Annotated in this window: 16 protein-coding genes; all 16 read left to right on the top strand. The window is 60.0% G+C overall.

All coding sequences use genetic code 11. From position 1 onward, the window contains the following. Nucleotides 1-323 precede the first annotated feature (323 nt). A complete protein-coding gene (locus tag B2696_RS01975; protein WP_286953689.1) occupies nucleotides 324-1367 on the top strand; it encodes a tetratricopeptide repeat protein in 1044 nt (347 codons plus the stop codon). 1 nt (nucleotide 1368) lies between these two features. Then, complete coding sequence (locus B2696_RS01980) at nucleotides 1369-2352, top strand: HAD hydrolase-like protein (RefSeq protein ID WP_286953690.1); 984 nt, start codon at nucleotides 1369-1371, stop codon at nucleotides 2350-2352. Next, nucleotides 2343-2504 carry a hypothetical protein gene (locus B2696_RS01985; RefSeq protein ID WP_286953691.1) on the top strand — a complete coding sequence of 54 codons (162 nt, stop codon included), beginning with the start codon at nucleotides 2343-2345 and terminating at the stop codon, nucleotides 2502-2504. The genes B2696_RS01980 and B2696_RS01985 overlap by 10 nt, the downstream gene beginning before the upstream one ends. A 6-nt stretch (nucleotides 2505-2510) precedes the next feature. Further along, on the top strand, nucleotides 2511-3320 hold the full coding sequence (locus B2696_RS01990) for a TlyA family RNA methyltransferase (RefSeq protein WP_286953692.1): 810 nt from the start codon (nucleotides 2511-2513) through the stop codon (nucleotides 3318-3320). After that, nucleotides 3317-4198, top strand: coding sequence for an NAD kinase (locus B2696_RS01995; RefSeq protein WP_075729759.1), 882 nt, complete (start codon nucleotides 3317-3319; stop codon nucleotides 4196-4198). Before B2696_RS01990 ends, B2696_RS01995 begins: the two co-directional genes overlap by 4 nt. Before the next feature lie 71 nt (nucleotides 4199-4269). Beyond that, complete coding sequence (gene recN / locus B2696_RS02000; RefSeq protein ID WP_075729760.1) at nucleotides 4270-5937, top strand: DNA repair protein RecN; 1668 nt, start codon at nucleotides 4270-4272, stop codon at nucleotides 5935-5937. A 61-nt stretch (nucleotides 5938-5998) separates the two neighbouring features. After that, nucleotides 5999-7183 (top strand): putative cytokinetic ring protein SteA, encoded by a 1185-nt coding sequence (gene steA, locus B2696_RS02005; protein ID WP_286953693.1) that lies wholly within the window; start codon nucleotides 5999-6001, stop codon nucleotides 7181-7183. Beyond that, the gene (locus B2696_RS02010; RefSeq protein WP_286953694.1) at nucleotides 7184-8116 is read left to right on the top strand and encodes a copper transporter; all 933 of its coding nucleotides are present in this window, start codon (nucleotides 7184-7186) and stop codon (nucleotides 8114-8116) included. 1 nt (nucleotide 8117) lies between these two features. After that, the gene (locus B2696_RS02015; protein ID WP_286953695.1) at nucleotides 8118-8756 is read left to right on the top strand and encodes an NUDIX domain-containing protein; all 639 of its coding nucleotides are present in this window, start codon (nucleotides 8118-8120) and stop codon (nucleotides 8754-8756) included. Nucleotides 8757-8806: 50 nt separating this feature from the next. Continuing rightward, the gene (gene xerD / locus B2696_RS02020) at nucleotides 8807-9688 is read left to right on the top strand and encodes a site-specific tyrosine recombinase XerD (protein WP_075731099.1); all 882 of its coding nucleotides are present in this window, start codon (nucleotides 8807-8809) and stop codon (nucleotides 9686-9688) included. Between the two features lie 212 nt (nucleotides 9689-9900). Next, nucleotides 9901-10773: a ParA family protein gene (locus B2696_RS02025; RefSeq protein WP_075731101.1), complete on the top strand. Its 873-nt coding sequence runs from the start codon at nucleotides 9901-9903 to the stop codon at nucleotides 10771-10773. Between the two features lie 9 nt (nucleotides 10774-10782). Beyond that, entirely contained in the window at nucleotides 10783-11589 is an 807-nt protein-coding gene (locus B2696_RS02030; RefSeq protein WP_286953696.1) for a segregation and condensation protein A, read from the top strand. Between the two features lie 40 nt (nucleotides 11590-11629). Further along, entirely contained in the window at nucleotides 11630-12184 is a 555-nt protein-coding gene (gene scpB / locus B2696_RS02035) for an SMC-Scp complex subunit ScpB (RefSeq protein ID WP_075729765.1), read from the top strand. A 114-nt stretch (nucleotides 12185-12298) separates the two neighbouring features. After that, nucleotides 12299-13225 (top strand): pseudouridine synthase, encoded by a 927-nt coding sequence (locus tag B2696_RS02040; RefSeq protein WP_075729766.1) that lies wholly within the window; start codon nucleotides 12299-12301, stop codon nucleotides 13223-13225. After that, the gene (cmk, locus tag B2696_RS02045; protein WP_075729767.1) at nucleotides 13225-13926 is read left to right on the top strand and encodes a (d)CMP kinase; all 702 of its coding nucleotides are present in this window, start codon (nucleotides 13225-13227) and stop codon (nucleotides 13924-13926) included. Before B2696_RS02040 ends, cmk begins: the two co-directional genes overlap by 1 nt. Continuing rightward, nucleotides 13913-15583 carry a ribosome biogenesis GTPase Der gene (gene der, locus B2696_RS02050; protein WP_286953697.1) on the top strand — a complete coding sequence of 557 codons (1671 nt, stop codon included), beginning with the start codon at nucleotides 13913-13915 and terminating at the stop codon, nucleotides 15581-15583. Before cmk ends, der begins: the two co-directional genes overlap by 14 nt. The last annotated feature ends 114 nt before the right edge of the window (nucleotides 15584-15697 follow it).

Raw genomic sequence — 15697 nt, forward strand, 5'->3', positions numbered from 1 at the left:
GCATGTGCGCAGCCGGAGACTGTATGCGCCCTAGGGCATGGTCGGGGATACCCATCCCGGGTTGACGGGGTGTTGACAGTGCATAGAGGCAGGTTGAGGCCCCTTAAACCGCCACTATTTACCGCCAACACAACCCCACACCCACAACACACACCGAAACACACCCGATAACACAGCTCACGCCAATCGGTGCGACGAGATTTCCACGAGTAGGCTCGCTTGAGCAGAGGTTGCTGGTCTATGGGGGTTTCAGGGTTTCCCTGTTTTACCTGTAGACTTAGCCGGTACAACGCAACAGTTCAACTGAGAAAGATTAAGGCTTAATGTCTGAACGCAATAATGACTCTCGCCGCGAAGGCGGGCGTCAAGGCGGCGAAGGCCGCGGCTCCCACGGGCACTCCGGTCACGGCCGTGACTTCGAAGGCAAGCGTGGACCACGTGGTGGTCGCGATGAGCGCGGCTCTCGCGATGACCGTCGAGGCGGAGAACGCGGAGACTCTCGTCCAGACCGTCGCGGGGGGCGCGATGATGACCGGAGAGGCGGAGGCCGCGGAGGGCGCGGTGATGATCGGCGCGGGGGGCGTCGTGATGACCGGCGTGACAATCGTCGCGGTGACAAGCGTGATGACCGCAGGCAGGAAGAGGAGAAGGCACGCTCGCATTCTCCGCAGCGTTCGGGTTACCGCGAGGAGCGGATTAACCGGCGCATTGCCGATCCGGACCTGCCTGATGATATTGACATCGAGGATCTCGATCCCTCGGTTTTGCAGGACCTGAGGTCGCTGTCGAAGGATAATGGGGAGGCCGTCGCCAAGCATATGATCATGGCCGCCACGTGGATGGATGATGACCCTAAGCTGGCGTTGCGCCATGCTCGCGCTGCTAAAGACCGTGCAGGGCGTGTGTCTATTGCCCGCGAGGTCAATGGCATTGCTGCTTATCGTGCAGGTGAATGGAAGGAAGCCTTGTCTGAGTTGCGTGCGGCACGCCGTATTTCCGGCGGTCCGGGCATGCTTGCCGTCATGGCGGATTGCGAGCGCGGGCTTGGGCGTCCTGAGAAGGCCGTCGAGCTTGGCCGCAGCGAGGATGCATCACTTCTTGACCGTGAGTCCGCCATTGAGCTGGCCATCGTCGTTGCAGGCGCCCGCCTGGACATGGGCCAGGCTGAATCGGCAGTGATTACTATCCAGCGCGCGCAGCCGAGCCGTGATGATCGTGGTATGAGTGCGTGTCGCCTCAGTTATGCCTACGCCAATGCTCTGGCTGAGGCCGGCCGCGTCGACGAGGCTAAAGAGTGGTTTGAGCACACCGTCGCTATTGATGAAGGAGATTGGACTGACGCCTCAGAGCGTTTGGCGGAACTTTAAGATGAGTATTCTCTCCCAACATGATTCATTGCTGCTCGATCTCGACGGGACTGTCTGGGAAGGCGGGCGTCCGCTTCAGCGCGTCGTCGACGTCATTAGTTCCTGCGGCGTGCCTGCCATATATGTGACGAATAATGCCTCGCGCAGTCCAGCTGCTGTTGCGGATATGCTGGAGAAAATCGGCATTGGAACCGATGTGGAGCACATCGTTACTTCCGCGCAGGCGGTTCTCACTCTGGCTGCGCAACAGCTTCCTGCGGGTGCGAAGGTTCTCGTTGTTGGAGCAGAGTCTTTTCGGGCGCTGGCGCGTGACGCGGGGTTTAACGTAGTAGCAAGCGCGGATGACAAGCCTGTGGCCGTGTTCCAAGGGATGTCTCCGGAAATCGGGTGGAAACAGCTATCCGAGGCTGCTTTAGCTATCAATGCGGGCGCACGCTACTTTGCCTCCAATATGGACACTTCTCTTCCCACCAAGCGTGGGCTCGCGGTGGGCAATGGCTCGATGGTCGCTGCTGTAGTCTCGGCTACCGGAGTGGACCCGGTTTCGGCCGGAAAACCTGAGCCCGCAATGTTCAAGCTGGCGGCCGCTAAGGTTGGCTCCAAGAAGCCCTTGGCTGTTGGAGATCGCCTCGATACCGATATAGCTGGCGGAAACGCCGCCGCCATGAATACTTTTCACGTCCTTACGGGTGTTTCAGGAGAGCTCGATCTGATTGAGGCCCCGGCACCCCTGCGTCCGAATTTCATCGGTGCTGGATTCCACGAACTTTCCTTGCCCTGCTCCGTGGCTAAACCGGGTGCCCAGGGCGGTTTCACCGCGCGTTTCGATGGTCTCGACATTTTATTGCAGGGTGGCGAGGACAATTCCACCTCGATTCAAGCGCTGCGCACGGTACTCGAGGTGGCGTGGGCCATGCCGAAGCCTCCTCGTTACGTCCAGCCGCGCAGCGAATTCGCCGAGAAGGCCGTAACCCAATGGCGATAAAGCCTCATGATCCCCGCAAAGTCGGGGATCCGGAGACGGTTGGCGCGGAGATCGAGGCCATCTTGGCCGAGCCCGCCGCGGACCTTAATGAAGAACTAGAACAGCTGTCGCGAGCGCACGGCGTGCTGCGTGAAGCCCTGCAGGAGAATTAGTAGTTTATGGCCCCCCAACGTCGCCGCCTTGACGCGGAACTCGTGCGCCGCAAGATCGCTCGCTCGCGGGAGCAAGCAGTAGAGATGATCAAGGGCGGAAGGGTGACCGTCGGCGGCTTCCAAGCCCTCAAGCCGGCGACCATCGTCGAGCCAGAGGTTTCCATCAAGGTCGAAAGCAACCCTGAGGATGAGTGGGCATCGCGCGGTGCTCATAAGCTGCTCGGGGCGCTGGATTCCTTCGGTGTCTCGCCCCAAGGGCTGCGTGTACTCGATGCGGGAGCCTCCACTGGCGGTTTCAGCGATGTCTGCCTCAAGCGAGGGGCCTCGGAGGTCATCGCAGTTGACGTGGGTTATGGCCAGCTGCTGTGGCGCCTCCAAAACGATGAGAGGGTCACGGTCTTAGATCGTACGAATATTCGCAACCTCACCGTCGACATGTGTGGGGGCTACTGCGACGCCATGGTAGGAGATCTCTCCTTTATTTCTTTAAAGCTGGTGCTGCCCGCCATCATCGAGTGTCTCAAGCCGGGTGCATGGTTGCTGCCCATGGTCAAGCCGCAGTTCGAGGTGGGGAAGGATCGTCTCGGCAGCGGCGGAGTGGTCCGTTCCCCGCAGCTTCGCGCGGAGGTAACGGCTGAGATCGCAGCATTCGCTCAGACCCTCGGCACGGGTGTGAAGTCCGTGGTGGCCTCACCGTTGCCCGGTCCGAGTGGCAACGTAGAGTATTTCCTATGGCTCGAAAAGGGAGCCCCGCCTGTAGATGCTGAAACGCTGCAGGCTTTGGTGGAAAAGGCAGTAGAGGAAGGTCCGCGATGATGCGCGAGATTTTATTGGTTCCGCACTCTGGGCGAGCAGATAACCTGGATGCGGCCAAGCGCGCGGCAGAGCTTCTGCTGGCTGCTGGGATCACAGTGCGCGTGTGTGCAAAGGCGGATGTTCTTCCTGAGCTCACTCACGTGGAGCACTCGCCGGATGCAGCCGCAGGATGTGAACTTGTCCTAGTGCTAGGCGGGGATGGCACTTTCCTGAGGGCGGCGGACCTCGCCCGCGCGGTAGATGTCCCTGTGCTAGGCATTAATCTCGGTCACGTCGGCTTCCTTGCCGAGTGGGACGCTGAATCCCTCGATAGGGCGCTGGTCAGGGTCATTGACCGTAACTATGGCGTGGAAGATCGCCTCACCATCGATGTATCCGTATTTGATGCAGACGGTAACCTACTCAAGCGTGGCTGGGCTCTCAATGAAGCTTCGATTGAAAACCTCGACCGTTCCGGGGTCTTGGATGCAATTTTGGAGATTGATGGCAGGCCGGTATCAGCATTCGGCTGCGACGGAGTGCTTATTTCTACGCCAACGGGCTCCACAGCCTACGCCTTCTCTGCCGGAGGCCCAGTGCTGTGGCCTTCGCTAGACGCCATCTTGGTCGTGCCCAACAATGCGCATGCGCTCTTTACAAAGCCGCTGGTAGTCTCCCCGGATTCCCAGGTTGCGGTAGAATCCGCTTCTGATACCAGCGCCGCCATGGTGGTCATGGATGGCTTCCGCCGCATCAACATGCCCCCGGGGGCGAGGGTGGAGGCTGTGCGTGGAGCACACCCGGTGCGCTGGGTGCGCCTTGATGATCAGCCCTTCACTGACCGCCTCGTCCGGAAATTGCGTTTGCCCATCGAAGGCTGGAGGGGCCGGCAGAGTTAGGCTCGGCTTTTGGATCTGCAAATCGCCCCGTCACACAATTTGACCATCACACAAGGAGGAGTGGGCAGCACGTGCTATTGGAGATTACGATCGAAGATCTCGGTGTCATTTCTCGCTCCACCGCCGAACTCACCTCTGGGCTTACCGTGCTCACCGGAGAGACGGGTGCGGGAAAAACCATGGTGGTTACCGGGCTGCGCTTGTTGGCGGGCTCTCGAGCCGATGCCTCCCGGGTCAGGGATGGAGCCAAGAAGGCTGCTGTTGAGGGAAGATTTAGCAGCGGGGTCCCAGCAGTCAAAGAACTAGTGGAGTCCGTCGGTGGAGAAGCCGACGAGAATGGCGAGTACTTGGTCTCCCGCACGGTTTCGGCTGCGGGCCGATCGAAGGCCTACCTGGGCGGCAGGGCGGTACCGGCTGCAAAACTCTCCGAGTTTGCCGCCGCGATGATTACCGTACATGGCCAAAATGATCAGTTGCGTTTGCTCGCTCCGGAGCAGCAGCTAGAGGCGGTTGATCGCTTTGATCCCGCGACGGCCCAGGTGCGCGAGGCTTATACTGAAGCCTTCTTGAGGTGGCGCCGCTTAGCCAAGGACTACCAGTCCCGCACCCAGTCTCGCCGAGAGATGGCGCAGGAAGCAGATCGCCTCAAGTTCGCGTTGCATGAGATAGAGGAGGTTGCACCACGACCGGGGGAGGACAGCGAACTCGTCTCCCAGATCCGCAGGCTGCAGGACGTAGATGCTCTGCGAGAATCCGCCAGCAGCGCTCTCGCGGCTATCGACGGCGCGGAGGAATTCTCCGGCGCCAGCGAGTCGGGCGCCTCCACAGTGCTGGGCAGGGCGGAGGCTGCGCTTTCTGGATCGAGCGATGAGCTGCTGCGGCAATTAGGCGAGCACCTAGGCGACATCAACGCGCAGCTTTCAGATATTTCCTCCGAGCTCGGCGGCTACCTTGAGAACTTGCCCGCTGACCCGAATCTGCTGGAGGTCTCACTCCAGCGGCAGCAGGACTTGAAATCCTTAACGCGCAAGTACGCGGGCGATATCGACGGCGTCATTGCGTGGAGGGACCAGGCGGCACGCCAGCTCGAGAGTCTCGATACCTCAACTGAAGCCCTGGGTGAGCTCAAAGCACAGGTCGCGGAGGCTGAGTCCGAGATGATTAAGGCTGCGAAGAAACTGAGTAAGGCGCGCACTGCGGCGGCTGAGGCACTCGGGGAAAGGGTCACCGCAGAACTGCATGGCCTGGCCATGCAGAACTCCACTCTGACCGTGGCGTTGCGGCGCTCCAAGTACTCTCGCTCGGGGGCGGATGAGGCGGAGTTTCTACTCAACGATAAGCCCCTGGCTTCCGCTGCCTCTGGTGGTGAGCTCTCTCGCGTCATGCTGGCACTTGAGGTCGTGATGAGCGGTGAGGGAGAGGAAACCCTGGTCTTCGATGAGATTGATGCCGGTGTGGGTGGACGTGCTGCGGTGGAAATCGGACGTCGTCTAGCGCGCCTTGCAGTCCATAACCAGGTCATCGTGGTCACCCACCTGCCACAGGTGGCGGCGTATGCGGATAGTCATCTGCACGTGGCCAAAGAGGATGCGACCTCGGAGCTCTCTCCCCTCAGCCGGGCTGAGCGGGTAGAGGAGCTGGCGCGCATGTTGGCGGGTCTCGATGATACTGAGACTGGCCGCGCCCACGCCGCTGAGCTTTTTGAGCGCGCCCAGTCTGAGGTTGAGAAGCTGAAGTAGCAGTCTGCCTCCTCCGCGCGCCTTCCACAGTTTGCCGCGTGTGGAGTTCACAATAGAGGCCATGAGTCTGTTTTCCCGAAACTCCGATCTCTCCGGCACGCAGGGTACGCTGCGTGATTGCACGCCGGGCGGAAAGGGCCTGAAGAAGTTCTCCGCTGGTGACTTCGCCGTCATTAACGCCGCAAATATCTCCCGCCAGGAGGCGCAGACGCTGGTCGATCTGCAGCCGGCAGCTGTCATTAACGTGGCGGAGTTTAGCACCGGATCCATTCCCAATTATGGGCCCCACATGCTCCTCGATGCGGACGTACTTCTCGTGGAAAACGTCGGCGAGGACTTCGTAAGCAGCTTTAAAGACGGCAAGAAGGCCCGTCTCAGCGACGAGGGTGGCGTGTTTCTCGGGGAGAAAGAAATTGCATCCGGCGCCGTGGTCGATAGGGAGGCGGCGGAGTCGCGTTTCACCTCCGCGCAGCGTGAGCTCATGGACCACATGGAGGCCTACTTTGGCAATGCCACAGAGTTCATTCAGTCGGAGGGGCCGCTGCTTATCGACGGCCTCGGGGTACCGGAATCCGGCGTCGAGATGGCCGGGCGCAAGGTGGTACTGGTGTCTCCGAGCCCAGATCACCGCCACAAGATAGCTCTGCTGCGCAACTTCATCCGCGAGTACGAGCCCATCATCATCGCGGTAGACGAGGCCGCGGATACTCTCATGGAGGTAGGCTATAAGCCTGACTTCATCGTGGGTGATCCCGCGAAGGTGAGTGCGGAGACGCTGCGCTGCGGAGCAAGAGTCATTCTCCCCGCGGATCCGGACGGAACCGCCGAAGGCCTAGAGCGGATCCAAGACCTTGGAATCGGCGCCATGACCTTCCCCGCCGCCACGGATTCCGCCACCGACCTTGCTTTGTTGCTCGCCGATTATCATGGGGCTTTGATGATCGTCCAGGCGGGCGCAGCAGTGGACTTGGATGATATCTTCGCGAACAAGGAAGGCGCCACCCCAGCGGCGATGCTCTCGCGGCTTAAGGCGGGAACGCGCCTGGTGGATGCAGACACCGTAATCAACCTCTATTCGGCACCGGCTAGCGGAAAGATCGCCTGGCTGTGGGCGCTGCTGAGCATCCTGGTTGCCATCGCAGTCATCATTGTCATTGTCGGTCTAGGTGGCAGCGAAGGCTTTGCCCAAAACCTCATTGATACCTGGAATAACTTGGCGCTGACGGTGCAAGGGTGGTTCAAGTAAATGGCTAAGAGCAAGTCTGTCGCAGCCTTTGTTGTTGCTGGCCTAGGGCTTGGAACTGCTTTGGGGGTTGCGCTCGGGGTATTCGCCATCTCGCCCACCGTTAGCGCCGGTGGAGCCGGCGGAGAATCCTCCATCCGGGAGGAACACCGTAGGGCACTGCAAGAAAACCAGATTTACCAGAATCAAAACGGTGCGAGCGACTCCGTTATCAATGAGCTTTCCCCCAAGATCGTGGACGGATCGCTAGCGCAGCGTCCCGTACTGGTTCTTAGTACAGCCGAAGCCGTCGACGGAGATGTCGACGCGGTCAAGAACCTGTTGCGTGCTGCTGATGCGCAGGAGGCGGGCTCTATCCGCCTGACGGAGGACTTCTTCCGTCAAGAGAACTCGGATAAAATCCTTTCTTTGGTTTCTTCGACCCTGCCCGCAGGCGCCCAGCTGAGCACGGATTCGCGCGATGCGGGAACCCACGCCGGCGAGGCATTGGGGGCGGGACTGTTTATGGATCCCAAAACCACCGAGCCGCTGGCAACATCCAAGGAGCGCGCCACCTTGCTGCAGGCTCTGCGCGAGGCGGGATACATTGATTACGAGGACGAAACCATCCTCCCAGCGCAGGCAATAGTCATCGTCACAGGCAGGGGATCGGACGGCTATTATACCGATACCCTAGCCAAGCTAGCTACGCAGTTAGAGAATACCGCCGGTTCCACGGTGGTGGCCGGGCGCGTGGAGCAGGCCGGCGAGGAACGGGTCATCGGAAAGCTCCGCGCTGGGGGGACCAAGGTCTCCACGGTGGACTCCATTGATCGCGCCTCCTCCCGCCTGGCTACGGTACTTGCGGTGAAGGAACAACTAGATGGATCTTCCGGAGCCTATGGCTCCGCGCCTTCTGCAAACTCAGCTACCCCTGCGTTCCCGAAGGACGCCTAATATGTCTCATAATTTCGAGGTGGTAGATTCCACGCTTTTGGTCGACGCCCCCGTCATCGCGCTGCGCCGCGACGAGGTGCTCATGCCGGGAGGGCGCGTGGCGTCCCGCGAAGTCGTGGAAAATCTGGGCGCCGTGGCTGTTGTGGCGGTCGATGAAAATGAGCGCGTGGCGATGGTCTATCAGTACCGCCGCCCATTGGGTACGCGCCTGTGGGAGCTGCCCGCGGGGCTCCTCGATATCAAAGGCGAGGACGAGCTCACCGGTGCTAAACGCGAGCTGCAGGAAGAGGCCGGACTGCAGGCTAAGCGCTGGGAGGTGCTCTCAGATATCGCTACCTCGCCCGGTTTTAGCGAAGAAGCGGTGAGGATCTTCCTCGCCCGCGATCTAAGTATAGTGGACAAGCTCCATGACACCGGTGACGAAGAACAGGATATGACCTTCGCCTGGGTTGACCTCGACGAGGCAGTCAACCGCGTGCTGGCGGGGGAAATAGTCAATTCCATTGCCTGTGTGGGCATTCTAGCCACTTATGCAGTACTGCGCGGCGGTCGCGCAACCCGTAGCACTGATGTGCCCTTTCCTTTGCGTCCAACCTCGATGGCAAAGCGGCGTCCCGGGCCTGACCTTAAAAAGAAGTGACGCGGCACGACAGCGGCGGGGGCGACTCCCGCGCGAGCGCAGCGGGGCACATCGCCACGACGTGGCTTAACCACCTTGTCGTGGAAAAGGGGGCCTCGCCCAATACGGTGAGCAATTACCGGCGTGACGTGCGCCGCTACCTGGACTGGCTGGCCGATGCAGGGATAGAAGATTTGTCAGCAGTGGGGCGCGAGCACGTCGAGGCTTATCTGGCGCACTTGCGCTCCCATTTGGCCGCATCGTCGGCCAGCCGGGCGCTTATCGTCGCCCGCGGTCTCCATAAGTTTGCCCTTGCCGAGGGCGTCATCGTGCGTGACGTGGCCGCGGACGTCGCGCCACCCAGCCCTGCCCAGCACCTGCCTGAGACCTTGAGCATCGCCGAAGTTGCCGCGCTTATCGAAGCCACGCCTAGCGGCGACGCCGCCACCGCGGTGGATGTGCGCGATAGGGCTCTGCTGGAAGTGCTGTATGGCACGGGCGCGCGGATTTCTGAGGCCACGGATCTCACGGTCGACGATGTTAGCGATAACGATGGAATCCTTCGGCTAACAGGCAAGGGGAACAAGGAACGCATCGTTCCCATCGGCTCCAAGGCCCAAGCGGCGATTTCTCACTACCTCGTGCGCGCGCGGCCCGTTCTAAGCCGTGGCAAGACGCCTGCCCTGTTTCTCAATACCCGTGGCGGGCCGCTTTCTCGCCAAAGTGCATGGGTAGTACTCAAGCGCGCCGCCCAGCGCGCGGGCTTGGGTAAGTCTATTTCGCCGCACACACTTCGTCACTCCTTTGCCACTCATCTTCTGGAGGGCGGTGCGGATGTGCGTACTGTCCAGGAGCTCCTGGGACACTCCTCAGTGACCACGACTCAGATTTATACGCATGTTTCCGCCGATTCACTGCGTGAGGTCTGGCATACCGCACATCCGCGGGCCTAGAGTGCAGGTTGGGTTGTTCACGGAGAAGTGTTTAGGTAAAGGACTATGCCTTGATCCCCGAATAGGATCGATCTGCAGGTAGGGTAGAGGGTAGTCTAAAATAACAACGTTGTAAGCTGGGTTTATTGAGGCTTTTAACTAGCGCTGTTTAGGGCTATCTAGGGGCGGCTAGGCGCAGCGAAGAACCAATGGTCAAGGAAGCAGGTATGACTGTGAATGATGAGGGACTTTTTTCGGCCGCAGACACGCAGGTAGGGCTAACTGGTCGCCCCATCCGCGAACTGCCGGAACCTGCCCCGCTGGCGCAGCATGGCCCCGCCACCATCATCTCCATGTGTAACCAAAAAGGCGGCGTTGGCAAAACCACCTCCACCATCAACATGGGTGCTTGCTTGGCGGAGATGGGGCGCAAAGTCCTCCTCGTTGACCTCGATCCGCAAGGTGCGCTCTCGGCCGGACTGGGCCTCGCGCATGATGAAATCGAGGACACTATCTATGACGTCATGCTCGATAGTCAGACCTCTATCCATTCGGCGATCAAGCACACCTCTGTGCCTGACTTGGATCTCGTTCCGGCCAATATCGATCTTTCGGCCGCAGAGATCCAGCTCGTCAACGAGGTAGGCCGTGAGCATACGCTGGCGCGCGCTCTGCGTCCGGTTCGTCGAGACTATGACTTCATCATCATTGATTGCCAGCCCTCCCTTGGACTGTTGACCGTCAATGCCTTGGCCTGCTCGCAAGGAGTCATCATCCCAATGGAGTGCGAGTTCTTTTCGCTCCGTGGACTCGCTCTGCTCACGGACACGGTGGAGAAGGTCTCGGAGCGCATCAACTTCGACTTGGAGATCATGGGCATCCTCGTCACGATGTTTGATCGCCGCACCAAGCACGCGCGCGAGGTCATGTCCCGCGTCGTAGAGTACTTCGGGGATCGAGTGTTCGACACCGTTATCACCCGCACGGTGCGTTTCCCAGAGACCTCCGTGGCCGGCGAACCCATCACCACATGGGCGCCGCATTCGCAGGCAGCGCAGCAGTACCGTAACCTCGCTAAAGAAGTCATCGAGCGTGCCGGTGCCTAAGGTACCGCGGTGTCAGAGGTAGTCCAGCCGGAGATCACGGGCTTTCGCATTGCGCTGCGCAACTTCGAAGGCCCCTTCGATCTGCTGCTCCAGCTTATTCAATCGAGGCGCCTCGATATCACTGATGTTGCCCTGTCGGAAGTGACCGATGAGTTCGTGTCCTATACCCGCCAGTTGGGGACTGCCGCGAATTTGGACGAGGTCACGGAGTTTTTGCTCGTCGCCGCAACCCTGCTCGATCTCAAGGCGGCACGCCTTCTGCCGCGTGGCGAGGTCGATGACTTGGGGGATCTCGAGCTCCTAGAATCTCGTGATCTGCTTTTCGCGCGCTTGCTCCAGTACCGAGCCTACAAGCAGGTTGCGGATCTCTTCGCGCAGTGGCAACGGGAAGCGCGCCACGCCTATCCGCGGGCGGTGGGAATAGAGAAAGAGTTCGCGGATCTTCTCCCGCCGGTTAGTCTCGGACACACGCCGGGCTCCTTCGCTGAGCTTGCCGCGGCGGCATTTCGGCCGCGGCCCCCGGAGGAAGTGGGAGTAGGTCACATTCACCAGGTAGAAGTATCGGTTCCCGAGCAGGCGGGAAAGCTGCTGAGCGCCCTGCGCATTCTCGGAAGGGGAGTGTGGCAGGACTTCTCCGAGCTCAATGCGGACTGCACGCGTTCGATGGAAGTGGTGGGGCGCTTCCTAGCACTCCTCGAGCTCTACAAGGCCAAGGCCGTGGAAGCCAGGCAGGCCGAGTCCCTAGGCCCACTGGAACTGAGCTGGACCGGCTTAGTGGTTGATCCGGCGGTGGTAGCCGCCGCCAATTGGGATTAGACGGGGGCGCTTGCCCGAACGCGAGGTAGAGTATCTAGCTATGGAATTGCCGCTCATCTCTCAGCAACGCTCGCGCTTGGAGTCTGTTCTCCTTGTCATCGATTCCCCTGCCTCTGTCGAAGAACTTGCTCGCGCGCTGGATATATCGACTGGGGAAGTCAGTGACTTGCTTCGCTCGACTCGGCGTGAGTTGGAGGAACGCGGCTCCGGAATTGACCTGCGCGAAACCGCCGAGGGTTGGCGCTTTTATACCCGCAAGGACAATGCAGATGCCGTCGAAGCATTCCTGCTCGATGGCACGCAGACTAAGCTTTCCCGCGCCGCTTTAGAGTCCTTGGCCATTGTGGCTTACCGGCAGCCGGTGACCCGCGCGCAGGTAGCCGCCGTCCGCGGAGTCAACGTCGATGGGGTCATGCGCACCCTTACTTTGCGCGGGCTTATTCGCGAGCTCCCGCAAGAAGAGCATTCTGGCTCCGCCCACCGTTATGAGACAACTGAGCTCTTTCTGGAGCTCTTGGGAATCGATTCCCTCGACCGGCTGCCAGAACTAGCGCCTCTGCTTCCTGACATCGACGCCATCGAGGAAGAGTTCTAAGCCGGAGGCTGCGGCGAGTACTCAGCCGGGGGGCTTCAGTGATGCAGGAAAATCACGCTGAAGTGCTATCATTTCCCGAGTAACTGCATATTTTCAAGTGAAAAGGACACTCTTGTGACCCCACCCGCTCGCCGCGACGGCACACCGGAAAAGAAGAAGCGTGATAGTGACATGCTTCTTTCTAATGCCAAGCCGGCACGTCATCAACATGTCAAACAAAATAAGCGCTCCGCCGGAAGCGCAACCGCAGACTCCGTAGCCCGGGACTTGGGTGCGGACTGGCTGGTAGAGGACAAAGGCGCCTCCGCTAAGGGCGAACGCCTGCAGAAGGTGCTGGCCAAGGCAGGAGTAGCCTCCCGCCGCCACGCTGAGATCCTCATCGATGCTGGCCGCGTCGAAGTCAATGGCCAGATAGTGGTCAAGCAAGGTGTGCGCGTCGATCCGAACAAGGACGTCATTCGCGTTGACGGCGTTCGCATCAACGTAAACGAAAACCACCAGTACTTCATCCTCAACAAGCCACGGGGGATGCAATCCACCATGGATGATGAGATGGGCCGCCCCTGTGTGGGCGACGTTGTCGCTGACAAGGTGGCCGCCGGCCAGCGACTCTTTCACGTCGGGCGCCTTGACGCGGATACCGAAGGCTTGTTGCTGCTCACCAACGATGGGGAGCTGGCGAACCGCCTGATGCACCCTAAGTACGAGATCAAAAAGACCTATCTGGCCACCGTCTTGGGAGAGGCCAACAAGAAGTTGGTCCGCGAGCTCAAGGAAGGCATCGAGCTCGAGGATGGCCCCGCGAAAGCGGACTTCGTCCAGATCATCGATAAGAACCAAGGCTTTTCTCTGGTGAGGATCGAACTGCACGAGGGCCGAAAGCACATCGTGCGCCGGATGCTCAAGGAGGCTGGCTACCCTGTGCAGCGCCTCGTGCGTACCAAGCTGCATACCGTCCAGCTGGGGGATATGAAGCCCGGTGGCATGCGTGCGCTTAACTCCAACGAGCTGACCAGCCTGTACAAGGAGGTGGGGATGTAATGTATTCCAACATGCCCAATGGCGGGCTCATCCTTGCCGTCGACGGGCCTTCTGGAACCGGAAAGTCCACCACTTGCCGTGCTCTGGCGAAGCAACTGGATGCCAAGTATGTCGACACCGGCGCCATGTACAGGGTGGCTACACTAGCCGTCTTGCGTGCAGGCGTGGACCCGAGCGACGTCGCCCGCGTCATCGAAGCCACAGCGGATCTCCCCCTTGAGGTCTCCGAGGATCCGGATTCCACGTCGGTCTTGCTTGCTGGCGAAGACGTCTCGCGGGTCATCCGCGAAGACGAGGTCACCCGTAACGTCTCGGCCGTCTCCGCCATCCCGGAGGTCCGTGAGAACCTAGTCAACCTGCAGCGCAAGCTGGCCCATGAAGCCCACCGTGCCGTGGTAGAAGGGCGCGACATTGGTACTGTCGTGCTCCCTCAAGCCCCCGCCAAGGCTTATATGACCGCCTCCGCCGAGGTGCGTGCGCAGCGTCGCTACGATCAAAACGTGGCCGCCGGTATTCCTGCTGACTTTGACACCGTCTTGCGCGATGTCATCCGGCGCGACGAGGCTGATTCCACGCGCGAAACCTCACCGCTGCGCCCTGCAGAAGACGCAGTCATCGTAGATACCTCCTCCATGAGCCCCGCCGAGGTTCTCAACGCCCTCATCGATATTGTTAAGGAGTCCGTACATGTCCAATCATGACGCACACGGCGCTGAACAGCCCACACCGGAGACCTCCCGTCCACATGCGGAGGAAAAAGAGACCGAGTTTCACTACCCAGTAGGAAAGCTCGATGAGGAAGTAGTAGAGACCTCCAGCGGTCGCTGGGCGGCTTCTGATTTCGATGCCACTGAATTTGACTTCGACGAATCGGATTTCGACGAGTCCGAATTCGGAGAGCCCGAGTTCGGCGATGATTTTGATGAAGACTACGCCGATGAAGACGGCAACGAGCCCCCAGAGGCTCTAACTGAGGAAGAGTGGGAGCGCCTCTCTGAAACCCTTGGCTTCGAAGGTGACAACCATACCGAGGAGCACCTTGCCACGGTGGCTATTGTTGGCCGCCCGAACGTGGGCAAGTCCTCCCTGGTTAACCGTTTCCTGGGCCGACGCGAGGCCGTTGTCGAGGACCATCCAGGAGTCACCCGTGACCGCATCTCATATGTGGGCGAGTGGAACGGTCAGCGCTTCTTGGTTCAAGACACCGGTGGCTGGGATCCCAACGTCAAGGGCATTCACCGCGCCATTGCGCGTCAGGCTGAGGTCGCCATGGAGACCGCGGACGTCATCGTCATGGTGGTTGATACCAAGGTCGGAATCACGGAGACGGATGCGGTCATGGCTCGTCGCCTTCACAAGTCCTCGGTTCCGGTCATCCTCGTGGCCAATAAGTTTGACTCGGATAGCCAGTATGCGGATGTTGCCGAGTTCTACGCGCTCGGCCTGGGGGATCCATGGCCGGTTTCGGCACAGCACGGTCGCGGTGGCGCGGACGTGCTCGATGAGGTGCTGCGGAGCTTCCCAGAAGAGCCGCGCTCGCCGTCTATTACGTCCGGCCCGCGCCGCGTGGCCTTGGTGGGCAAGCCCAATGTGGGCAAGTCTTCGCTACTGAATAAGTTCACCGGCGAGGAACGATCCGTGGTGGACAACGTTGCGGGCACCACTGTGGACCCAGTCGATTCGCTCGTGCAGCTGGATAAGCAGCTGTGGAGGTTCGTTGATACCGCGGGCTTGCGCAAGAAGGTCAACAATGCGCAAGGCCACGAGTACTACGCATCTCTGCGCACGCGCGGAGTTATTGACGCGGCTGAGGTGTGCATCATGCTTATCGACGCCTCTCAGGAAATCTCCGAGCAGGACCAGCGGGTGCTCAACATGGTGCTCGAGGCTGGCAAGGCTCTCGTCATCGCCTTTAACAAGTGGGACCTCATGGATGAGGACCGCCGCTATTACTTGGACCGCGAGATCGACGAACAGCTTACCCACCTGCCATGGGTCTCTCGCGTCAATATCTCGGCCGAGACTGGTCGCGCCCTCCAGCGCCTGGAACCCGCAATGATCGAGGCTCTAGAGAGCTGGGATCAGCGTGTTTCTACTGGCCAGTTGAATAACTGGATGCGCGAGGCGATTGCTGCGAATCCTCCGCCGATGAAGAATAACCGTCTGCCGCGCGTTCTTTTTGCCACGCAGGCTTCCACCCAGCCACCGACAATCGTCTTGTTCACCACAGGATTCCTCGATGCGGGCTATCGGCGCTACCTTGAGCGCAAATTCCGCGAGCGCTTTGGCTTCCATGGTTCACCCGTACGCATTGCCGTGCGCGTGCGCGAGCGCCGCAATAAGAAGGGGCGGCGCTAAGGCAGTAGCGTTAAGCACATGCGCTAACAGTACGTGCGTTATGCAGGCATAATAGCAAAACCCGGGTCTTAATTCGCTGGTTCAAACCTGTGATTATTAACACGGGTTTTCGCT

It is taken from the genome of Corynebacterium sp. UBA4397 (genome assembly GCF_002390965.1).
GTDB lineage: Bacteria > Actinomycetota > Actinomycetes > Mycobacteriales > Mycobacteriaceae > Corynebacterium > Corynebacterium flavescens.